General features: G+C 54.2%; 18 protein-coding genes. 6 read left to right on the top strand and 12 right to left on the bottom strand.

Features of this window, described 5'->3' with window-relative positions; genetic code table 11:
- The first annotated feature begins 10 nt into the window (after positions 1-10).
- The 5 genes from WCK51_09210 to WCK51_09190 all read left to right on the top strand — a co-directional run bounded on the left by WCK51_09210 (position 11) and on the right by WCK51_09190 (position 3,770).
- Positions 11-1,276: a hypothetical protein gene (locus tag WCK51_09210; GenBank protein MEI7577060.1), complete on the top strand. Its 1,266-nt coding sequence runs from the start codon at positions 11-13 to the stop codon at positions 1,274-1,276.
- Positions 1,277-1,503: 227 nt separating this feature from the next.
- On the top strand, positions 1,504-2,031 hold the full coding sequence (rplJ, locus tag WCK51_09205) for a 50S ribosomal protein L10 (GenBank protein MEI7577059.1): 528 nt from the start codon (positions 1,504-1,506) through the stop codon (positions 2,029-2,031).
- A 61-nt stretch (positions 2,032-2,092) separates the two neighbouring features.
- Complete coding sequence (gene rplL, locus WCK51_09200; GenBank protein MEI7577058.1) at positions 2,093-2,482, top strand: 50S ribosomal protein L7/L12; 390 nt, start codon at positions 2,093-2,095, stop codon at positions 2,480-2,482.
- Positions 2,483-2,668: 186 nt separating this feature from the next.
- Positions 2,669-3,427, top strand: coding sequence for a hypothetical protein (locus tag WCK51_09195; GenBank protein ID MEI7577057.1), 759 nt, complete (start codon positions 2,669-2,671; stop codon positions 3,425-3,427).
- The gene (locus WCK51_09190; protein ID MEI7577056.1) at positions 3,411-3,770 is read left to right on the top strand and encodes a hypothetical protein; all 360 of its coding nucleotides are present in this window, start codon (positions 3,411-3,413) and stop codon (positions 3,768-3,770) included. The genes WCK51_09195 and WCK51_09190 overlap by 17 nt, the downstream gene beginning before the upstream one ends.
- 33 nt (positions 3,771-3,803) lie before the next feature.
- Here the strand turns inward: WCK51_09190 and WCK51_09185 are convergent, their stop codons facing one another.
- From WCK51_09185 to WCK51_09145, 9 genes are all read right to left on the bottom strand, one after another.
- A complete protein-coding gene (locus WCK51_09185) occupies positions 3,804-4,295 on the bottom strand; it encodes a hypothetical protein (protein ID MEI7577055.1) in 492 nt (163 codons plus the stop codon).
- Between the two features lie 170 nt (positions 4,296-4,465).
- Positions 4,466-5,470 (bottom strand): lactonase family protein, encoded by a 1,005-nt coding sequence (locus WCK51_09180; GenBank protein ID MEI7577054.1) that lies wholly within the window; start codon positions 5,468-5,470, stop codon positions 4,466-4,468.
- A gap of 9 nt (positions 5,471-5,479) precedes the next feature.
- Positions 5,480-7,366, bottom strand: coding sequence for a glycosyltransferase family 39 protein (locus WCK51_09175; protein ID MEI7577053.1), 1,887 nt, complete (start codon positions 7,364-7,366; stop codon positions 5,480-5,482).
- A gap of 75 nt (positions 7,367-7,441) precedes the next feature.
- Entirely contained in the window at positions 7,442-8,302 is an 861-nt protein-coding gene (locus WCK51_09170; protein ID MEI7577052.1) for an alpha/beta hydrolase, read from the bottom strand.
- Positions 8,303-8,508: 206 nt separating this feature from the next.
- Positions 8,509-10,749, bottom strand: coding sequence for a hypothetical protein (locus WCK51_09165; protein ID MEI7577051.1), 2,241 nt, complete (start codon positions 10,747-10,749; stop codon positions 8,509-8,511).
- Entirely contained in the window at positions 10,746-11,831 is a 1,086-nt protein-coding gene (locus WCK51_09160) for an LptF/LptG family permease (GenBank protein MEI7577050.1), read from the bottom strand. Before WCK51_09160 ends, WCK51_09165 begins: the two co-directional genes overlap by 4 nt.
- Complete coding sequence (locus WCK51_09155) at positions 11,828-12,535, bottom strand: zinc ribbon domain-containing protein (protein MEI7577049.1); 708 nt, start codon at positions 12,533-12,535, stop codon at positions 11,828-11,830. The genes WCK51_09160 and WCK51_09155 overlap by 4 nt, the downstream gene beginning before the upstream one ends.
- 73 nt (positions 12,536-12,608) lie before the next feature.
- Positions 12,609-13,280, bottom strand: coding sequence for a glycerol-3-phosphate 1-O-acyltransferase PlsY (plsY, locus tag WCK51_09150; protein ID MEI7577048.1), 672 nt, complete (start codon positions 13,278-13,280; stop codon positions 12,609-12,611).
- Positions 13,281-13,336: 56 nt separating this feature from the next.
- A complete protein-coding gene (locus WCK51_09145) occupies positions 13,337-14,452 on the bottom strand; it encodes a TIGR03790 family protein (protein MEI7577047.1) in 1,116 nt (371 codons plus the stop codon).
- A gap of 63 nt (positions 14,453-14,515) precedes the next feature.
- Here WCK51_09145 and WCK51_09140 point away from each other — a divergent pair, with 63 nt between their 5' ends.
- Positions 14,516-15,616 carry a sugar phosphate nucleotidyltransferase gene (locus WCK51_09140; protein ID MEI7577046.1) on the top strand — a complete coding sequence of 367 codons (1,101 nt, stop codon included), beginning with the start codon at positions 14,516-14,518 and terminating at the stop codon, positions 15,614-15,616.
- Here the strand turns inward: WCK51_09140 and WCK51_09135 are convergent.
- The 3 genes from WCK51_09135 to WCK51_09125 are packed head-to-tail and all read right to left on the bottom strand — an operon-like array spanning position 15,607 to position 21,060.
- Complete coding sequence (locus tag WCK51_09135) at positions 15,607-18,102, bottom strand: hypothetical protein (GenBank protein ID MEI7577045.1); 2,496 nt, start codon at positions 18,100-18,102, stop codon at positions 15,607-15,609. The genes WCK51_09140 and WCK51_09135 overlap by 10 nt on opposite strands.
- A gap of 10 nt (positions 18,103-18,112) precedes the next feature.
- Positions 18,113-20,179, bottom strand: a complete 2,067-nt coding sequence (gene ppk1 / locus WCK51_09130; protein MEI7577044.1) for a polyphosphate kinase 1 — start codon at positions 20,177-20,179, stop codon at positions 18,113-18,115.
- A complete protein-coding gene (locus WCK51_09125) occupies positions 20,176-21,060 on the bottom strand; it encodes a hypothetical protein (protein ID MEI7577043.1) in 885 nt (294 codons plus the stop codon). The genes ppk1 and WCK51_09125 overlap by 4 nt, the downstream gene beginning before the upstream one ends.
- Positions 21,061-21,086: the final 26 nt, after the last annotated feature.

The raw sequence follows: 21,086 nt of genomic DNA, 5'->3' as shown, positions 1-21,086 counted from the left end.
TCACATCTTCATGAAACTGACGTACAATGGTCGTGAGATGAAGGTGTTTGTGGCTGGTTTCGTAGCTGCAGCGCTGGCGCTAACCGGGGCAATGCCGGTAATGCCAGGCCGGATTCCCGGTGATCGTCTGATTGCAAACTTAACAAAACAACTTGTCGATAAGCCCAAAAGTCCAAAACTGTTCTATTTGCTCGGGAGGGCACACTTTGCGACCTACGCGAGTGTCATTGAGAGCAGGTGGATCAAGAAGGGCGAGGTTGAAGTCCTCGGAAACCGGAAAGATCCAGATCAAGTTGCCGACTTCTACCATCTTGGAACCCACACGAATCCTTGGAATCGCAGCAGAGAGATTGAGAATACAGAGGCAAACCGAAAACACATCAGTGAGGCAATTCGATGCCTGACAACATCACTGGAACTAGAAAGGCAACTCCGGGAAAAGTCAGCCGAGAGTACCGACACTGCACTGTCACACCTCACCCTGGCATGTACCTTTGAATCTGGTTCGTTTCTGGCTGCGAGCATTCCCTTAAGTGGCAAATACTCAAAGGCGAACACGCCGGAAGAGTGGCGTAAGGTGGCGGCTGATGAGTATGCGACCGCTTTTGATCAAGCCATAAAGAATGATTCAAAAATCTCAGAAAAGCCGATTTTCGGGCTGGGATCGCTAATCTCGTACGAAGCCGGAAAATCGTATCTGCGACTCGTGCCAAAGGGCAGAAAGTCCGATTTGGTTCGGATGAAGCTTGCGAAGCTGGAGAAGGTTCCAGACTCTGGGATGATCACGCCGATCGTGCTCAGTTTCGACCGATCATCATCTATTGCCGATTTGCTCGATTCTAAGCGAACTGTGAGCTTTGATCTCGATGGTTCAGCACGGGTGCAGCGTTATCAGTGGGTCAAACCAACGACCGCTTTTCTGGTCTGGGATCCGATGCGCGAGGGACGGATCCGATCAGGGCGACAACTCTTCGGAAATGCGACGTGGTGGATGCTGTGGGAGAACGGATATACCGCTATGGCTGCCCTTGACGATAATCGCGATGGCGAGTTATCCGGCAAGGAACTGGTCGGACTAGCGCTGTGGTTCGACCAGAACGGGAATGGAAAATCAGACAGCGGCGAAGTGATTCCGATTGAGAAGACTCAGATTGCCGGACTATCGACTTCGAGCGATGGGAAGAGCGGAGATTCGTTGGTAAGTTCGAGCGGTGTCCGCCTGCGCGACGGCTCAAGCCTTCCCAGTTTTGACTGGGTGACGTCCGCCCTAAAATAGCGGGAATTGGCCGATCTGCACTTTGCAGGGAGAAGACTCTTCCGCTTCCGGCGTGGTATACTCCGTCAGTTCTCTAAAGACAGCAGGTGGAAACTTAATGTCCAGCGCAAGCCGGACGCCAGCCGAGGAGCTTAAAACGGGTTTGATTCATTCCCGTGTCCCTATTCCGGGGACGTCTCTTCTGCGCCGTTTTCCCTTCGAAACTTTTCGAGATCAGGTGCAAATTAATGCCCACAGAAGCAAAAGCACAAGTGATCGAGCAGGCGAAGGAGTGGTACTCCAAGTCGTCGGGCGTGATCTTTGCTGACTACCGCGGACTCAGTGTTAAGCAGATGCAGGGGCTTCGAGCCGACCTTCGCAAGAAGGGCGCCGAAATCCATGTTGTCAAGAACACGTTGTTCCGAGCGGCAGTTGGCGAGGATGTCAACACCCTTCCGGCTGAGTTCCACAACGGCACAACCGCATACGCTTACATCTTCGAAGATGAAGCGGGTTGTGCAAAGGCACTTCTCGATTTCGCTAAATCCAGCAAGAAGCTCGTCGTAAAAGGCGGACTCTTTGGTGGCAAAGCGATGTCTGCTGACCAGGTCAAGGCCCTTTCGGACCTTCCTCCGCGCGATGTTCTCATCTCGCAGGTTATCGGAACCATCGCTGCTCCTCTCAGCAACCTCGTTGGAACCATCGAAGCCCTTTATGCGGAACCAATCCGCACGATTGGCGCGGTGGCCGACCAGGCAGCGGAGAAAGCCGCCTAAGAAGATTCGTTTTGAGCCCCGTAAGGGCTCCAAGATTTAACACACACAGAAGAGAAAAGAAATGGCATCCATCGATTCAATCGTTGAAAGTATTAGCGGACTTACCGCAATCGAGCTCTCCGAGCTCAAGAAGGCACTTGAGGACAAGTTCGGCGTTACCGCTGCAGCTCCTGCGTTTAACCCAGCTATGTTCGCTGGAATGGCTCCAGCTGGCGGCGGCGCTGCTGAAGTCGAAGAGAAGACCTCGTTCGACGTCATCCTTGCTGAGGCAGGCGGACAGAAGCTCCAGGTCATCAAGGTCGTTCGCGAACTCACCGGTCTTGGCCTCAAAGAAGCCAAGGACCTCGTCGACGGCGCTCCACAGCCTTTGAAGCAGGGCGTTTCGAAGGACGAAGCAGATTCGATCAAGAAGCAGATCGACGAAGCTGGCGGAAAGGTCGAAATCAAGTAATCCTCGGCTTATTGATCTTTCAAAACTCGCTCCGATTCACTTTGAATCGGGGCGAGTTTTTTTATGTTTTCTCTGTCTCGGTGATATTGCACCTACTTTTCGGTGCAAGCGCTTTCATTCACGCTTTTTTCTTAACGTAGAGTTATTTGCTACCTACTTTGTTTTCTTTCTTGATACAATTTGTTAATGCAATCACGCAGAAACCTCATCAAGTCTTCGTTTACTATCGCATTGGCAAGTGTCTTTGGAAAGGCACTGCCAGAAACGCAACAACCTGTTCAAGCCCAAGCGATTGCGATCCCGGCAGAGCCATTCCCAACAGGACCGGAAACAACTGCGATGATCGCCGCGATCACACCAATCTACGATCAATGGGCTTCGCAAACGCTTACACAGCGCCGGGCTAGTGTCCAAGGACTCCTAAATGCACTTGGCCAGTATAAGCAGGCCGCGGCTTCTAATCAAATCCTGGAACTAGCTGACCCGACCTCAATCACCCAGCTGGAGGCGGCAGAGACGCAACCAGTAAACTTTCTACAGATGGAGGCACTTGAGCTTGAGTTGCTGGAGATTACGAGTCCCGGTATCCCATTTGCCCAGAAGCCGATAAGCGAGGTTTTGATTGCCAAGTTCCTGGCGGTTTTGGTGGGTCTGTCCAAGACTGAGCTAGAGGAATTGATGAAGATCTTTGTCGCGGAGTTCGGGACTCTGTTCAACTCCTTGGCTGAAGCAATAAAGCGAAAGGCCTGGGAAGAAGTAAAAGCAATTATTAAGGCTATCATTAACTTGCTTAAGGGTTCAGTCGGAAAGAAGATTATCGGCAAGTTTGGAAAGGAGTTCTTTGAGAAACTTATGAAAGCAATTGGGAAGAAATTACTCGGCGTAATCGGACTCCTAATCCTGGCGTACGAACTTGGAGCTGCTCTCAATGCTCAGAAAGATTGATCGTAATCTGTTTGTCACCGTCCTTTTTAGGGCGGTGGCATTTGGCGTAGCCGCCACCGCCTTGATTGCGAGTGTTGTGAGAAATCCCGCGGAAGTCTTGGGGATACGAGATTTCTGCTTACTGACGCTCGCTGGTTTGCTTTTGGTTTGCGCCTCTAGCAACTCGACATCAAGGGCTATCTCATTTGATACCGCATCGGCGGGAGGAAGATTTGGAGCAATGATGATCGCACTAGTCTTTCTTGGCTTACTTGGTGGCAAACCTTTTGAACTACTTTCTCTCCTCTTTGTCCTGCTGTTTTCAATCGCGTTCGAGCTATTTCGAGCCAGCAAGATCAACTAAATCTCGCAGGGCTAACGGGGAGATCGCTCCGATTCACTTTGAATCGGGGCGATTTTCGTTTTCCAGTTCGGTGGTGTCCTTAAGGACGAGCCACATCGGCACGATTCCGACGATGCCGAAAAGGGAGTCGATGATACGCCAGCCGAAGGGGATGCCCCTTATGGGGCCACAGGTGAAGGCGAGGAGGGGGACGAGGGCGCAGGTCCACATGCCCCATTGGATAATGAACTTGTTCTTGACCGGGTCCCGGTAGGGGCCGATGAAGGCTCCGGCGATGGCGAGGTGGCCGAAGGCAAGCCAGTCCGTTCCGTAGGCGATGAAGGGGTAGTTTTGGTCGTTGTTTTGGAGGCCGGCTTGAACGATGCGGAGCCAGGTAGCGAGACCGTCGTCGCCCTGCCCGAACCATTGGACGAGGAGATTCACCTCCCAGGTGAGCGGAAAGGCGGTGACTCCGCTGACGACCACGCCGAAAATGAATCCTCCGAGAAGGATGCGGAGTCGGCGGAGGCGTTGGGCAGGAGTCACGACTTTAGTTTAGCCATGTTTGGAGTGCGGCGGCATGGCGCCGCTCTGGTTGTGCCGAGCTTGCTCGGTTCCGTGTGCGCCGACGCCGGGTTACGGTACACGGCTTCAGCATTAGCCTCCCTCACCCCCCAGCCCCCTCTCCCTCCTGAGAAGGAGAGTGGGAGTTCGGATTAGAATGCGATATCGACGGGCTTGCTGACCGCCAGCGAGAAGCCGCTGGGTTTAAGTTTGCCGGTTTTGGGGTTGATGCGGAAGGACTTGATCACGTTGTCGTCTTGTCCGGCGACAAGGAGCCAGGTGTTGCTGGGGTCGATGTTCATTCCTCGGGGGGTTTTGACTCCGGCAGGGGTGACTTCGATGAGCTTGAGCTTGCCGTCATTTTGGATGGCGTAGCTGGCGATGGAGTGGTGGCCCCGATTGGAAACGTAAACGAATTTGTTTTGGAAGACGCGGATTTCGGCGGTGGAGTTGCCTTTCAGGTCGGTTCCGACGGGCAGAGTAGAGAGTGTGTTGAGTTCCTTAAGGCTTCCCTTCTTTTCGTCGAACTTGAGCGCAGAAACGGTGCAGTTGAGCTCGTTATTGACGAATAGAATGTTTCGCGTTGAGTCGAATGCCGCGTGACGGGGACCCGCCCCAGGGGCGGTTTTGAACCTGGCTGGGTCATTCAGAGAGCCCTTTTTGAAGATGAGAACTTCGTCGGTGCCAAGGTCGCAAGCGAAAAGATTCTTCTCGGTTTCGCCGATGAAGTGTGCGTGAGAAGCGTCTTGGCGCGACTTGTTCGGGCCAGAACCGTTGTTGGTAAAAAACTCTGGAGATTGCAACTCGCCTTTAGCGCTGAGGAAGTAGCGGGCGAAGACGCCTTTGTTGTAGTTGGCGACAACGATACCGTCACCGTCGTGATCGAGGTGGCAGGGGTAGTCACCACCGGTGGGCTGGTGGTTGATCTCTTCGCCCTTCATGTCGAAGCCCCAGATCTCGCCGTTGGCTTTCTCGCTCACGGCATACAAGGTTTCGCCTCGCCGAAGAAGATAGCTCGGGTTTTGGAGCTTGGCGAATAGCTTCTTTTGGGTGAGCTCACCAGTTTGGATGTCGAGCAAGGCTTGATAGATGCCTTCGCTTCCACCGGGGGAGGTGTAGGTGCCGATAAAGATTGCGAGTAAGCGGGTGAGTTCCATGGCGGGAGTTTACTGTGCGATTTCGTAAAGGGTTTTGGTTCGACTGAGTTGTTGGGTGGGTTTGAGCTTGCCTTCAAAGATGGCGTCGCTGACGAGTTGGCGCCACTTGTTGCGGATATCCTCGGCAAGGGGCTCGGAGCGGGCTTGGGTTAAGCTTCGGTTCCACTTGTCGAGGTCAGCAACGTACTGGTTGTTGAGATAGACGTGGGTGATCCCCAGCTGTTTCAGGTTGTCAATCATGTCTTTCGCGGTTTGCATTTTTGCCCAGGCGACTTGGGTGGTGTGTCCGGGGCCGGCCCAGAAGTAGGGTTTGTCGAGGTAGAAGCCAAAGACTTCGTCGAGAAGAGCGATCTTTTTGACGGCGGGATCATCTTTGGTGACTTTGTTGAGGGTGGCGGTTGCGACCTTTCCCGGGACTCTTTGGCCGTCGTTGGTATCAAATCCTTCCAGGAACTCCTGTTCGGTGAGCCCGCCCGCGAGGACCGGAAGGCGTTCTTGAATAACTGACGAGTTGTAGATGTACAGACTGGCTAGGAGCTGGAGTCCAGCGGCGGCGGGGATGAGGTGCTTGGTTGGCTTCCAGTCGATTGCTCTTGCGCCAAGGGCGAGGAGGGGAATGGCGAGGGCGAGGATGTATCGCGACTGCTGGCTGAGGACGGTCCAGGCGAGAAGCTGGATTCCGATCATCAGGGCGATGCTGCGGTCGAACTTGCTTGCGAGCCCTTTTGCGATTCCAGCGGCTCCGGTGGCGAGGAGGGCAAAGCCTAAGCTGACGAAGGCAAAGCCTTGGCCGGTGGTTTGGCCCGGGTTGGTAAAGTGGCCCGGGTTTCCGACGAGGCCGAAGATACTGTTGCCGATATTAGCGACTCCTTGATAGCCGAAGGTTTTCTGCTCTTCGGAGTACATCGCGGCGGCAGCGGCGTCCCAGTATTTGCCACCGAGGACTCCGGAGAAGAAGGGGTAGACGGGGTTTCCAACGACGATCCAGTTCTTGATGTACCAGGGGGCGGCTATTGCAACTGTGATGGTCAGAGCCTGGGCGGCAAGCTTGCGGTCGCCCATGATGAGCATCAGGAGTCCGGCGATGCCGATGCTTTGGAGTCCGGTGTACTTGGATCCAGCAGCGAGGCCGAGCATGATTCCGGCAAGGATGGCATCTTCCCTTTTGCGGCTCTCGATGTGGAGCGCGGCGAAGTAGAAACCGAACCCGGCGAAGAGGCCGTGGGCGACGTCGATGTAGGCAGTGCCGCTTTCCCAGATGACCATGGGGATGCTGGCGAAGATGAGCGCGCTGACCGCTCCGGCCTTTTTGCCGAATCGGTCGCCAAGGACGCCGTAGATGGCGAGGGTTCCGAAGGCAGTGAACCACCAGACGAACGCCTTGGCTCCGGCTTGACCGCCGATCTTGAGACCGATGAGGAAGAGGCCATCGACAGCGGCGGGAAAGTTGGAGTGGTGGATGTACGAAACGCTGCTGACGTGACCCTCCTGGAGCCAGATTTTAGGTACGGCGAGGTGGTACGCGACGCTATCCCAGTCTAGGGATGTGGACGGTGTGAGGACTCCGACGAGGGAGATGAGGAGTGGGATTAGGGCTAGCCAAAAGGCCAACGGCGGGCGAGTTTCTGCAGGAGCTTTGTGTCGCTCTTTAGCGAGCCAATAACCGGCTCCGAACGTCGTCAGTAGTCCAATAAGGATTAGCCCACCGGTTCCGACGGTTTTGGTATCTAGCATTCCTTGGAAGTAAGTGAACATCCCCCATAAGCCAAGTCCAACAAGTCCCGAAAGGCCCTGTTTTGCAGCCCAACACTGGTCCGCAAACAGCCGTCGTCCGTAGTAGGAAAATGCTGCACTAGCACCGACAGATATGATCGAAACAATTGCTAGGCCAAGCATGTTTGAATGACAGTATCCCCCAAAATCGAGCCCTCGGGGGCATCGCCCACCGAGGGAGTTCATCTGAGATTCAGGCTAGCTCTTGATGTAGCCGTGCATGCGGAGCCAAGAGGCGAAGTTTTCGAACCAGCCGGTGCTGGTTGTCTCCTTGGGATACATTCCGAAGCCGTGACCGCCTTGCTCGAAGAGGTGGAACTCTACTGGGCGCTTGGCGGCTTTCCAGCTCTCGATCAGCCCGAAGCCAGCGTTGGCGAAGAAGGGGTCGTCAGCGGCGAGAGCGATGTACAGCGGTGGTGCGTTGGCGGGGACCTTTACGGCTCCGAGCGGTCCATAGATATCTCCGATAAATGCAGGATTGACGTCCTTTCCGTAAAGTGCGGTTTGGAGGGTGAGCATCGCGCCGGCCGAGAAGCCTATCATTCCAACCTTGGTTGGGTCGATATTCCACTCTTTGGCTCTCGAGCGAACAAGGGCGAAAGCAGCAGTTGCATCTGCAACTTGCGGTGCAAAGGCCTGGGATGGATCTGCCGAGGTGGGTGGGCGCCGGGGAGCACCACCGCCAGTTCCCCTGGGTGGTGCGGCAAACTCAGCCAAATCTGCTGGAGTTGGGTTCAGGCGGTACTTGAGAACAAATGCCGCGACGCCCCTTTTGTTGAGGGCTTTTGCGACGTCCCAGCCTTCGTTTTGCATCGAAAGAGTTCGGAATCCGCCGCCAGGTGCGACGATGACGGCTGCGCCGGTGGCTTTGGATTTGGGCGGGAGGAACGGAGTGAGGGTTGCGACGCTGACGTTGCGAGCGAACATGCTGCCGTACTGCGAATGCCAGGACTCTTCTGCAGTTGCCTCGGGTAGCTTCCCTGTGCCGAGCTCAATCGCACCGGGCTGCTTCGGAATCGGGATTGGTGTCATTTTGTCGTTTTGAGCAAGGGTAGTCATGGCTAGCACCAAGGTGATAGTCGTTGTGATGGCTCGAAGTCTGCGTTCCGGAGATAACTGCATTGTCTGTTTCTCACCCTGTCGTCGGGAGTATGTGCCACCAACATCAGGATTCTCCCAATGACTGATTGACCGTTAAACCGAATTATATACACATTGCGGAATGTGTATAGCTGAGACGCAAAGAATCATGCAGTCTACGGAGATCAGAAGTCTCTTCCGGTGCCCGTTCCGAAGGCTTGACCACGTCGCCCGAAGCCGTTGTTCGTATCGAACGGAATGATCTTGAGGCGGATGTAGAAGGCGATTTCTCGACCACTTCTGAAGCCGGAGCCGAAGTCACTGATGGTGAGGATTGCCTCGGCATCGTGGAGGTCGTACACAAGCGAATACTGCTGGGTATCGAACTGTTTTGTATAACCATTGTAGGCTAAATTTGCACCTATCCGTGTTTTTCCTATGCGATAGCCGTCGAGCATCAGGTTGATTGCTGACCATGTCGAACGCTGCGCGTCGTAGCGGGCTCCAATCGAGGACATAAAGGTTGGCGTCTGCCATTGCATGTCAAGGCGAACGTTGCTCCACACCGAATTGAAAGTGTCATAGGAAGAAAGTGTCCTGAGGGAAAAGGCTTGACCAAGGCGGTACTCGGAACGGATTCCGACTTGCTGCCAGGGGACTTCGCTGCGCTCAGCTCGGGTGAAGTCGTAGCCGGTTTGGATTCCAAAGCTCGATTTTTCGTTGGTCATCCAGCTCAGGTCGAAGCTGGAGTAGTTGGTGATTCCGGTTCGGTCAATTGCGAGTGGCGAGTAGCCGAAGGGGCGGAGGTAGGAGTAGCGGAGATTCGCCGTAAGGCGGCGGCCGAGAGAATAGGTTCCGGCCGTGCCGAAGTTGAGGCGGTATTGGGCGGTGTCGTCCGAGTAGAGGCCCTGCTGGAAGTTGCCGTTGAAGTCGAGCTTCCAAGGTCCCTTGTCTCGCGTGGCGCGACTAAAGCCGAGTTGGAAGTTCGTGCGAGTGATCCGGCTTTGAGTGATTGGGTCCAGATATTCGCCCAGCGACATTTCGGTGGTGAACGGGAGAGTTTTGTTCGCCTTACTGCCCATCAAACGATTTGAGTCGGAACGGAGGGTGAGGACGGGCGTTCGGTCGGAGCCAGGGAAGAAGTTGGCGACCTCGCCAATGGGGATGGTTCGTTGGTACTCGAGCGATGCCGATGCGGTTTTAAGGTCGGTTTGACCTTGAAAACGGACGTCGATGGTCTGGCGCTCAGCACCGGTGGAGCCGCCAGAGCGGTTCCAAGTCGCGTCCAGCGAGGTGCTGGATTTGCCGAACTGTCGTCGGTCACCCAAGGTGAAGGTCTGGTTTTCGTTGCTGAAGGTGCCAGTTTCTTGTGCTTGGCGCGAGAACGAGAGGGTGGTCGTGCGACCGATATTTGCTTGGATTCGGGTGTTATTTGTCGTTGCAGAAGGGGTGGTGAGGTAGTTGTTGCGCTGGATGTCTTGGTCGATCAGCAGGTTGCCCCATTTGAGCTTTTGCTCGTGCTGGAGGTTGGCGTTGAAGGTGTTGATGTTTCCGAAAACGCCGTAAAGGCGGGCGATTCCGTTGATATCCTTGTTCCGATAGTAGTAGCTCGTGCCGAGTCCGGTGCCGAGTTTGGACATGTAGTCGGTGCGGACGGCGGCGCGGTCTTCGCCCTTCATGGGGAAGCCGTAGGTGTTTTTGATGTAGAAACCTTCGTCTTCGGTTTGGCCGAATTGGGGGAGATATTTGAAGCTGCGGTCGCCCAGCGGAATCCAAAGGATCGGGAGGCTGACAACGTTTTTTCCAAGGATGTTGAGCTTGACCTTTTTGAAGATGATTTGCTTTCCGGGTTCCACCGTGGCGGTCTCGGAGTCGAGGTGGAAATGGGGTGTTTTGTAGTCGCAGGAAGTAAAGATGCAGTCCACGGCATCGATTCGTTTGCTATTGCCTTGGCTGGTTTTTCCACTGAGGTAGGCATCTCCTTGAATCTTGTTTCCGACGGTACTCGGCGAGATTTTGACCTGGCTGTAGTTGGCGAGGAAGGTTCGCTTGCTGAAATCGACTGTGACAGCATCGCCAACAACGGTTTCATCTTTGCCGATGAGGCGAACGTTTCCGGAGAAGCGAAAGATCTGCGTATCTCGGTCGCCCTCGATTTCGTCGGCAAGGCAGCGATAGCCTCGGTACAGAATCTCCGCTCCGCCGGTGAGCTTAACCTTCTTGCCCGAGTTAGAGACGTTTCCGAATTGGACGATTTCGAGGAGTTTGTCATCAGGAGCCGGAAGCGGCTTCTGCTGGGGTTGAGTTGGGTTTGAGGGTGAAACTGGGGCTTTCAACGGGAGCCGGCGTACGAAGTCACGAATCACTAGCCCCTGTGAAAATCCGAGAGTAGGAGCGAGGACCAGAAGTACGGCTGCAGATCTCACTCTAGCTTCCTCATAAAGACGAGGCCGATTGCAAGGAAGATGATGTCGGGCAGCCAGGTGATCAGGGCGGGGTTCACTGTTGCTGATTTGGCGGCGATTTCGGTGCAGATCACGAGGATGTTGTAGTAGCCCATCACGATGACCATGCTAATCATGACGCCCGCGAAGCCGCCGAACTTCGCCAGTTTGATGCTGAAGAACGGGGTGACAAGGGCGAAGATGACACACATCATGGGAATGCTGAACATCTTATGAAGCGTGATTTCATCGCGCACCGATGACGCGCCCATGGTGCGTTTCAGCTTTATTTGCTCCAGAAGCTCAGGAATCGTAAGGTCGGGTCGCTCCTGGTCCTGACTCTTTCCCATCATTTCGGGAAGGCTGATCTTTTGGTTGATAACAAACTCTTTTGACTTCGAGACGATCGCGTTTTCGCGTCCAGGCTTAACACTGACCGATGCCGCATTTGAGAACCTCCAAATCCCCCGCTGGTAGGTTCCCTCTTGCGAAGAAATGACACTCAAGTTGGATTCGTCGGTTCGGTCTACCAGAATCGTGTCTCGGAGGCTGAGGGTATCTTCATCAACCTTGGTGATCGAACCGATGGAAACCGTATAGTTACCCAGTTTGATCGGCTTGTTCGACACGAAAGTGCCCATTCCGGCGAGCACATTCGAGGACATCTGGAGGTCTTGGGATCGTTTGGTTGCGTACGGAGTTAGCTTAGTGATGCTCCAGAAGTTGAGCAAGCCCGCCGCAAGACCGAACCAAAGAACAGGCCAAACGACGCGCGAAACCTTGCCGCCCGCGGCGCGGATGGCAGTAATTTCACTCTCCCTAGAAATTCGCGAAAGGGCGAGCGAGCTACCTAGAGCGACCGCGATTGGAAAGACGAGATTGAGTCTTTCGGGAGTTCCCCAGAGGATGAGTTGAACTGTCGCTAGAAGTGGGACATTTCGTGTGAGCTCGTTTTTGGCGAGAAAGAGGTAGGCATCGGCCTGAAAAAGAACGGTCACGACCAAAAACGACAGTAGGAATATCGGGAAGATTTCGCGGTAGATGTAACGGTCGATGCGCCTCACTTTGCTTCTCCAGTGACGACGAAAGCACTTACAACAGCCCAAACCGCAACCCCGAGAAGCACGATGACGGTCGGTATGGTTACTGCGGGCGGGAACTGCCCCATCATAGGCACGATAAACAACACGAGCAGGAGCGAGGACCAGATTGTAATGATCTTCTGAGTTTTGCGATTGTAGAGGACGGACGAGCTTCTTGCACGGTCCAGGTGAACGGAGCCCAGGCAACGGGGGCAGATCAGTGCGCTTGGCGGCACCGATGCCCCGCAAGCGGCGCAGTGAATGTCTTTGACGGCGGTTATGTCCACCTTTGACAGCCAGAAGTGATACAATCTGTGCTCATCGCGGAACGCGCTGGCTGGTAAGTGGGGGATCGCTTGGGAGGCAATCGAGGCGCCAACTTCCTTGTCTCCACGGTCCCACAGAATCTTCGCGAGCCGAAACGCTGCCATTGCATTCTGGGGGTTCATCCTGATTTGCTGGTAGCAAATTGCGATTTGCTCACCCTGCATGGCCTTGTCGTCCAGCTTATCCATCGTGCGTTCCAAGATCGGAAGCGCCACAAATAGTGTCAAAACTCCTCCAACAGCAAGATAATGGAGACGAGTATCTTCGATCTTCCAGATGACGAAGAGCAAATAGACGACCGTAAAGGACATCAGAATGGCGGTGAAACACCCTATTTCTCCCATCACCGAGCGGTTCATCAAATAGACGAAAAAGATTGGGAACCCCAAAAACAGCAGGCAGGGGAAAAAGGAACCCAGCGGTGCGTGGATGTCAGCGAGAAGAATCGTTCCTATCGGCTTCCTCCGTTGCTGATTCTTCCCGGTCGGGAATCTGCTTTTTGAACGAGAACTTCGACTCGGTTCCGTTTCGCAACCGCTCGATGTTAGACCGGTGTTTCCAGACGATGAACACGACCATTACAACTAAGATTGGGAGGAGCTGAGGTGAGTCGTGAAAGACCAACATGGAGGCAATCGGCACCGAGATCGCCGATAGAATGCTGCCGAGGGAAACATAGCGCGTGATCACGACCGTCAAAATGATCACCGCGAAAGCGACAAGAGCAGCACCCGTGATCGCGCCTAGGGCCGCTCCGAAACCAGTTGCGACGCCTTTGCCACCTTTAAATCCAATGAACGGCGAGAACATGTGCCCGAGGATCGCAATCACACCCATGATCATGCTCAGCGTTTGAATCTGAATTTCGCCAAAAGGCGCATGAACTAGGTGCTTGGTGGCCACCGCGGGGATCACCCCCTTGAGGACGTCCAAGACGAAAACCGCCAGGCCAACTTTTGGCCCAAGAGCGCGAACAACATTTGTGGCGCCAATGTTTCCGGAGCCGACGGCACGAATATCAACGCCGTTGGCACGCGCAAGCAGCATCCCGAAGGGGATGGAACCGAGGAAGAATGCAAAGATGGCTAGACCGACCAAGATCATGGGGAAATATCGTTCTTAAGTTATGACGTATTCCCTAGCGATTTTGCCGTGCTTGGCTACAGCTTTCCGGTCTTGAACGGGCGGCACAAGGGGTCGCCAATGACCATGTCTTTCCACTTCACTACTGGTGAGGCTGCATAAAAGGCTTCAGCGAGGTTGAAGCCGCTGTAGTAGCGTCCGAACAGGAGTTCAGCCGGACAAAGGGCAAAGGTAAAGGGTTCGCTCACATATCCTTTGGCGCCAGTCACCCCCTGCTGAATCAAATCGCCGATCAAGGACTGTCCTGAGCGGACAGATCCAAATGTTCGAGCGCTCGTTGAAACGTACGTTTCGGCGATAGCGCCAGGCTTAAACTTTAAGCGGTGATATGCCTCGACGTCGAAACTCTTATCGTTACTACCCCAGCTGATGTAGCCCATCAGAGTCTCACGGCCATCGGAAAAGGTGTCGGTTTGCTCGTAGTAGACATCCATACCTTTCAAAGGAAGCGACTGGTTCGCTCTCAACATCTGTTGCTCCATTGGGTAGTAGCCACTCCCCGGTCCGTAGGCGGGCTGGGAGTCCAACAGAAAAGGTCCTTTGCTTTCCTTAGCATTCAAACTGTTGTCAACTAGCTTCAAACAATCCTGGACTGTATAGCCAATAAGGCGGGTGACGAGATACATCCCCCCGAACTTCTTGCTACTGAAGCGTTGAGTCGAGGCAAAGAAGGGGTTTCGAGCTTCTTTGACTGCCATGTCCATGTCGGTCTCATCAGGCATGAACTGACCGACTTTTTGCTTGATCTGTCGGGTTTTCAGATTCATTGCGGCTAGTGCGCCGTCGACCGAGTAGCCGCCTTGGTCTCCAATTCTGATTGGAGTTCCTTTGGTTAGCACAATGAAGTCAATTCCGGGCAGTTTGGAGAGTGCTTTTCGCACCGGAGCTTCTATTTCTTGGGCATACGCTTCGGGAGTGATTTCTTCGTTATGAGTTGTGGTGATCCGAATGATGTTTTGCGCCGGAACCTTGCGCTTGGTGGCGTAATACTGACCAATTCGCACGCTGTCGGTGTTCGTTGCATTCACGACGACTGCGACCCGATTTGCTTCGGTGTTGGTTTGCACCTGGGTAGTTTTTGCTTTAACTGGGGCAGTCTGGGCGCAGCCGAGCAGGAGGATTCCGAGCATCATTGCTTTATTAGACCCATTAACACTCGCCATGATAATGTTGATTATTGGTTAAATCGTGGGTAAATGGATTCGACTCTGCCAATAATAGTCAGACATATGCGTTTTGCGGTGATCATGGCAGGGGGTTCGGGCGAACGGTTCTGGCCGCTTTCGCGCAAATTGCGACCGAAGCAATTGCTTCGCCTAACGGACCCATCGGTAACGATGTTAGAAGAAGCAGTGAACCGGATTGCGCCGCTTCTGGGACGAGAAAATGTGTTTATTGCAACGTCCATGCACTTAGCAGCGCCGATTCGCAAGGCGTCGATTGTAGCCCCAGAAAATGTATTAGCTGAACCAGACAAGCGGAACACGCTTGGTTGTTTGGCTTGGGTAGCGGCTTCGATCATGGCCCGCTATGGCGAGACCGGTCGACAAGCCACCCTGACAATTCTGACCGCCGACCACAAGATCGACGATCCCGATCAGTTCCGAGACGATCATAGCCTCGCAATTACGATTGCCGAAGAGACGGACTCTCTTGTGACTTTAGGAATTCGGCCATCTCGGCCGGACACCGGCTTTGGCTACATTGAATACGGCGAAGAAGTCGACGCGCTGACTTCCAAGGTCAGAATGTTCCGCGAGAAACCAGACTTGGCAACAGCGGAATCATTCCTCGCTCAAGGCAATTTTCTATGGAATAGCGGAATGCTCACATGGAAAGTTTCGACATTCTGTGACGAATTAGCGGCGGTTGACCCTGTGTCTGCCTCAATTGTTCTAAGCATGTCCGAGGCGTTGGGACGCGCTCACGAGGAACACGCAACAACCTTGTTCCGACAGCTTCCAAACATCTCGATTGACTATGCGTTGTTGGAGAAGTCCTCAAAAGTCTTTTGCGTCCGAGCGTCATTCCCTTGGGACGATGTCGGGTCGTTCGATAGCCTTCTGCGTACTATGCCAGTCGACGAGAATGGAAATGTTTCAATTGGGCAGGTAGTGGCGAAGGACTGCGTCGGCTGCGTCCTCTACAATGATTCCGAGGATCGCGTACTCACCGCCGTTGGGTTGCGCGACATGATTCTGGTTCAGACGAATGACGCGGTTCTGACCGCCTCGATGGCTGACGCCCAGAGGGTGAAGGAAATCGTTCAGATGCTTGGGGCTTCCCCTCACCTGTAGGTGATACCGTAGACGTTTAGACCTAGGTTCAGGTCGGTCTCTCGAATAACGAGGCGCTTGATCCGGGTTGATTTGGTTGCGATTAACAGGTTCGTGAAGCCGCTTTGCCTGGGTCCGTACAAGGTCGCCCTTGGATCATCGGCCGCTCTTAAATGTGCTCCGTAAAGTAGCTGAATGGAAGCTGTAGTACCGTCTGCGTACTCGACATCGACGCTGCCGATCGGTGATCCATCTTCCGTTTTGACTGACGTTGCGGCGGCGATGAAGAGGCGACTGACTGGTTTCCCTATTGGGATTTGCAGTTGGGAAGGGGCGTCAAACTGCTCTTGCGAGACTCCGGCTAGTTGGCCGTTCTTGAGTTTACGGAACTTCGTTCCGGCGATGACAAAGGGGGTACCGTCGCCTATCGTGGTCGCCTTTTGGATGGCAAGAACGCTTTGCCTAGGAGCGTACATCTGGGCAAAGACTTCGTCAGCTCGGTAGTCCAAGTCTTCGATGAGTTCGGTCCTTCCGCTCCAACCGTAGTCGGCAGCGTAGACCATCGCCTCGAATTGTTTCAAGTTCTTGAGCATGCCCATTTCGTGACTCTCGTAGCCCGCCCAGGTGGTGATCAGGGTGCCGACTTGCTCGATATCCGCCGCCACGTTGAAGCCGCGAATGTTCTCCGGACGGTACCACGTACTTGCGATTGGCTGGAGTTCTTCGAGCTTCCAGGTCTGGAGTGACTTTATGAACGGACGATGGTTCTGATCGGCCCTGTAGTGCCAATCCGCAATCATCGCCCCTTTGGGAATCACTTTCCTTCGCTTTCTGGCATTCTCCAGGTCGTAACCGTTCGTCGCATCAACGGCATCACTGGGCGATAGCCCCTCATCACCCCAGAGCATCATCTTCGCGCCATTTCGCTTGGCGATGTCTCCCAGGGTGGGGATCATCAGCTCCCAAAGTTCCGTGACATGGGCCGGGTCCTTTTTGGCAAAGCCGCGCATATCAATTTCATCGAGTCCAAAGTGAAAGGTTTGTGGCTTAAGAATGGTTGCGACTTCATCCCACAGCTTTCCGATGAGCTGCTTCGATTCGGGTTTACGGGGGTCAATCGTGTACGGAACTTCTGGGTTGTAGGCCAGATCAAGGTTGGCACCTCCGGCAAAGAACCACTCCATGTGCCCAAGGCTCTGAATCAGGGGAATTGGCTCGACATTTTGCTTCCGATACCAGCCGAACAAATCCACGAGGTCGGCCTGCTTCATCGTCATGTTATCGCTGACTTTCGGGAGGGTTTTCCACTCGGTTCGTTCGCATTGCAGAACAACCTTGTTCATTCCGAGCGGGAGCAACACGTTTTCCCAGAGCCGCTTTTGGAACTCAGGAGCCTTCGGTCCGACGAAGAGATGAGCTCCCCTGAAGTCGTGCCTCGGCTCATCCTCAATTGTCCCGGTGGGAACAACGACCTTGCCGCGTTTTACGAACGCCATTTGCGCGAGGCGATACACCGCATTGCGCAAACCAGCTTCGCCTTCGCCGTACATGCTGATGCTATCGGGGCGGATCACCAGACGGTAGCCGCCGTACCGCTTCTGCAGGTCGCTCATTCCGCCATCGATTTTCATCTTATCGCCGCTCGGATTGGCGGGGAACTCGAATCGCTCGTTGAGTTTCTTGGTGAGAAGGTCAAAGAACTTTGGTCGACCAGCGGGGAAATCCCAGAGTCCCGAAAGGGTTGCGGTGTTCTTCCAGTCGATCAGAGAGTTTTTCGGTTGGGGAATTAGCGGGGGCTGCTTTTCGTTGGGGAAGAGGGCATCTTCGGTTTGGAGGCTCTCGGTGACGATACCTGGCTCGGTGGACTCTCGCTGCCTGGCTCGCAACTGATACTCGTAGTGAACCGTGGCCGGACTTCCCTTCTTCACCGGGATCCCAGTGAAGCCTTGCCAGAGCAGAGCCTGGTCTTCGGCCCATTCTTGGTTGTAGTTGCGCGCATCGAAGCACGTTGCCGCTTGGTCAGCCGTGAATTGTAGACTCAGGGCGGCGCCTGTTAGATTTTGCGAAGAATCAACACCTATTGTCCGTTCTGAAATCGGACTTTTCGTACTGGGATGAGTCGTGATGGGTAGCGTGCTTTGACCGCCAAACTGAAACGTTCCGCCTTGAAACGGCGGTTGCCAGACAAAGCCGGCGCAGAGTTCGATGAGGGCAGGTTCATCGCCGTCCCAGTTCAGTGTGTGGTCTACGATCAGGCGATTCCCGTCACGACGATACGTCGTCAATCCGTGAGCTTGGCCATCTCCCGATTTGAAGCTGACTTCGATGGTATTGGCGTCCAGTTTGCGGACTTGCTGTCCGTTCCAACGCGAGCTGTAATAACCCTTAGTCCAGCCTGGCGCATAGTACTGCAGGCTCGACGCCCTGATAATCGGTATTCCCTGAGCTCTGACGGTGAGCCCTCCTCCCGAAGTGACATCGAACAGAAACGCGTCGCCGAAGAGCATGGCTCCAAGTTTACGACGAAAACTGAGTTTTCGATGTTGGACGCGCCATGAACCACGTCTGAGACTGGTGAGATTTGTCCTTCGGAGCCTTGCGCCGGGTGTACTTGCCGTTCACATCCAACGTCCAGGCTTGGACGTTGTCCTTGAGGCAGTTCTCAAGAATATGAGCTTTGATGTGCTGTTGGAGCTTCTTGTTTTCCACCGGAACGAGCACTTCTACCCGGCGGTCGAGGTTGCGGCGCATCGCGTCCGCGCTACCAATGTAGCAATCCGGCTTCCCAGCATTCTCGAAGTAGTAGATGCGACTATGCTCCAAGAATCGGCCTACGATGGAGAGCACCGTGATATTCTCACTAAGCTTTTTGACGCCAGGACGAAGGCAACATATTCCACGGACGATAAGGTCAATTTTCACTCCTGCTTGTGAGGCGATATAGAGTTCTTCAATCACTTCGGGATCGACCAAGGAGTTAAGTTTCCAGATGATTCTTCCCACCTTTCCGGCTTTTACATTCGTCACTTCGCGCCGAATTCTCTCAAGGATTCCTTCGCGCAGATTCACCGGAGCAACTAGGAGCTTACGGTAGTTCCGTTGTTGGCTTATTCCCGTTAGGTAGTTGAAAAGTTCGGATATATCCTGGGTAATGTCCGGATCGGTCGTGAGCAGACCAAGGTCCGTGTAGAGGCGGCTCGTTGCGGGATTGTAGTTGCCGGTCCCGATGTGAGCGTAGGAAACGAGACCCTGCTTTTCACGTCGGACTACCAAACACAGTTTGGCGTGGGTCTTCATTTCTGTGAATCCGTAGGTGACGTGGGCACCCGCTCGCTCCAGAGCTCTTGCCCAGACGAGATTGTTGCTCTCGTCAAACCGCGCTTTGAGCTCGACCATCGCTGCGACCTGCTTCCCGCTTTCAGCGGCGGCCAAAAGGCTCTCAACGATGGGCGACTCCGAGCCGACCCGATAGAGAGTTTGTTTGATACCAAAAACCTGCGGATCGAGACCTGCTGAGTCAATCAGAGTTTCGACTGGACGGAACGAGTCGTAGGGGTGATGAAGGAGGATATCGCGTTGAGAGACGGTCTCAAAGAGTCCAGCGGACGTTGACATCTGCTCATGCAGATACGGAACATGGGCTTCAAATCGCAACCCCGGCTTGTCGATCTTTGCGAGCTCCCAAAAGACATCCATTGAAATGATTCCGTCGATCTGGAGCACGTCGTCCTCATCCAGCCGAAGGAGCCCCATGAGGGTATTCCTCAGCAACGGCGGCATCGACGTCGGGACTTCGAGCAGAACTGGATCGCCGAACCGGCGAAGTCGAATCGTCTCCTCGATGGTTGAGATGAGATCAGCCGCTTCGATCTCACGAATCTCAACGTCAGCATCCCGAACCACCCTAAACAAGTGGGCCTGGACCACTTTGACCCCAGGGAAGAACGCATCCAGGTTATTGAGGATGAGATCTTCTAGGAGGATGAAGTCGTTTCGCTTTGGAGTCAGCCGAATTGCACGCGGAATCACCGTCGGAATCTTGATCCGGGCCAGGTGAAGCTCACCATCGCCGATATCCAACTGGACTACGATATTGAGAGAACGGTTGCTGATGAACGGAACCGAGACCGCCGGGAACAGAACTAGCGGAGTAACAAGCGGGAACACTTGGGACCGGAAATAGCCGTCAAGCTCTTCCTGTTTCGACTCGGCGAGCTCAGTGTACTGGCGGATGTGAATCGCGTTTCGGTGAAGGGCGGGCTCGAGTTCCTCGGCAAAAAGCGTGCTTGCTTTGGCTCGCAGCGGAGCGACGCGCGAGGAGATCTGCTGGAGTTGCTCGTTTGGACTGAGGCCATCAACGGTGGTCGTCAGAACTCCAGCATCGAATTGCTCGATGAGGCCGCTAACCCGCACCATATAGAACTCATCGAGGTTCGATTCAAAGATGGCGAGGAACTTCAGGCGTTCCAGTAGGGGGTTGGCCGCGTTCTCCGCCTCGGCAAGAACTCGTTCGTTGAATGCAAGCCACGACAGCTCTCGGTTGATGTACCTGCCCAAGTTCCCTTCTGGGGGTTTCTTCGTCATCGAGCCATCTCCAGAACCGCACCCTCGCGGACCCCAAATTCGCTGATAACGAGGTGTTCAACTCCAAAGTGCTTCATTAATTCTATGTAGATCAGCGAGCCAACCAATAAGGTTCCTGCTCGCTTTTGTTTTACCGAAAACCTCGAGCTGACGCGGTCAGTAGGCAGAACTTTAACACTTTTGAACAAATACTCCAGCTCAAACAGCTCAAGAACCTTTTCACCGTCGGGATGTAGGGCGCGCCAGAGGCCGCGTCCAACGCCTCCGCTGACGACGGCTGTCTGCGCTTTCTTCTCGACCTTACACTTTGCAAGCTGTTCGCGGATGTATTCACGAGCTACTTTGAGGGCCAGATCACTTCCGGGATTGGTCAGATTTGATTCAGCCAGGACTTTCCCGGTTCCGATCTTGATCGAACACTTCGTCCCCAATTCTCCATCGTTCACTTCGGCGATCTGGGCGCTTCCTCCCCCGACCTCAAACAGAAGTTCGGCGCCGTAGTGCCTTGCGTCAAGTTGGACTCCTCGGAAACTGAGTTCGGCTTCTCTTTCAGGAGCGATGATCTCCACTCCAACGCCAGTGTCTTTTAGGATTCGTCGAATCACATCGGCGTGGTTTGGTGCCGCGCGCATTGCTTCGGTGGCGAAAACGTAAAGCCTTTTAACCTTTTTAGCCTCAGAAACACGTTTGAATTCTCGCATCGCGAGAATCAACTGATCCGCGACGTCCTTAGGTATTTCGCCTTTTCGGGCAACGACTTCGCCAAGACCGATCCACTCGTTGACATTGTCGACCCGCATCACGATTTCGCCGTCGGAAGCAGCGACAAGGAGGTGGGCGGTGTTGCTCCCTATGTCGGCTGCGGCGAAAAGCTGTGTCATCTCCCTATATGCTTGCATAATCGGGT

The sequence above is a fragment of the Armatimonadota bacterium genome (assembly GCA_037138755.1).
GTDB lineage: Bacteria > Armatimonadota > Fimbriimonadia > Fimbriimonadales > Fimbriimonadaceae > Fimbriimonas.
The sequence above is the reverse complement of the archived record's forward strand: the minus strand, read 5'-3'. Positions and strand labels throughout refer to the sequence as shown.

Coding starts and splice junctions, on each gene's coding strand:
- WCK51_09210 (MEI7577060.1), top strand. CDS start 11: ATGAAACTGACGTACAATGGTCGTGAGATGAAGGTGTTTGTGGCTGGT.
- rplJ (MEI7577059.1), top strand. CDS start 1,504: ATGCCCACAGAAGCAAAAGCACAAGTGATCGAGCAGGCGAAGGAGTGG.
- rplL (MEI7577058.1), top strand. CDS start 2,093: ATGGCATCCATCGATTCAATCGTTGAAAGTATTAGCGGACTTACCGCA.
- WCK51_09195 (MEI7577057.1), top strand. CDS start 2,669: ATGCAATCACGCAGAAACCTCATCAAGTCTTCGTTTACTATCGCATTG.
- WCK51_09190 (MEI7577056.1), top strand. CDS start 3,411: ATGCTCAGAAAGATTGATCGTAATCTGTTTGTCACCGTCCTTTTTAGG.
- WCK51_09180 (MEI7577054.1), bottom strand. CDS start 5,470: ATGGAACTCACCCGCTTACTCGCAATCTTTATCGGCACCTACACCTCC.
- WCK51_09175 (MEI7577053.1), bottom strand. CDS start 7,366: ATGCTTGGCCTAGCAATTGTTTCGATCATATCTGTCGGTGCTAGTGCA.
- WCK51_09170 (MEI7577052.1), bottom strand. CDS start 8,302: ATGACTACCCTTGCTCAAAACGACAAAATGACACCAATCCCGATTCCG.
- WCK51_09155 (MEI7577049.1), bottom strand. CDS start 12,535: ATGAACCGCTCGGTGATGGGAGAAATAGGGTGTTTCACCGCCATTCTG.
- plsY (MEI7577048.1), bottom strand. CDS start 13,280: ATGATCTTGGTCGGTCTAGCCATCTTTGCATTCTTCCTCGGTTCCATC.
- WCK51_09145 (MEI7577047.1), bottom strand. CDS start 14,452: ATGATGCTCGGAATCCTCCTGCTCGGCTGCGCCCAGACTGCCCCAGTT.
- WCK51_09140 (MEI7577046.1), top strand. CDS start 14,516: ATGGATTCGACTCTGCCAATAATAGTCAGACATATGCGTTTTGCGGTG.
- WCK51_09135 (MEI7577045.1), bottom strand. CDS start 18,102: ATGCTCTTCGGCGACGCGTTTCTGTTCGATGTCACTTCGGGAGGAGGG.
- ppk1 (MEI7577044.1), bottom strand. CDS start 20,179: ATGACGAAGAAACCCCCAGAAGGGAACTTGGGCAGGTACATCAACCGA.
- WCK51_09125 (MEI7577043.1), bottom strand. CDS start 21,060: ATGACACAGCTTTTCGCCGCAGCCGACATAGGGAGCAACACCGCCCAC.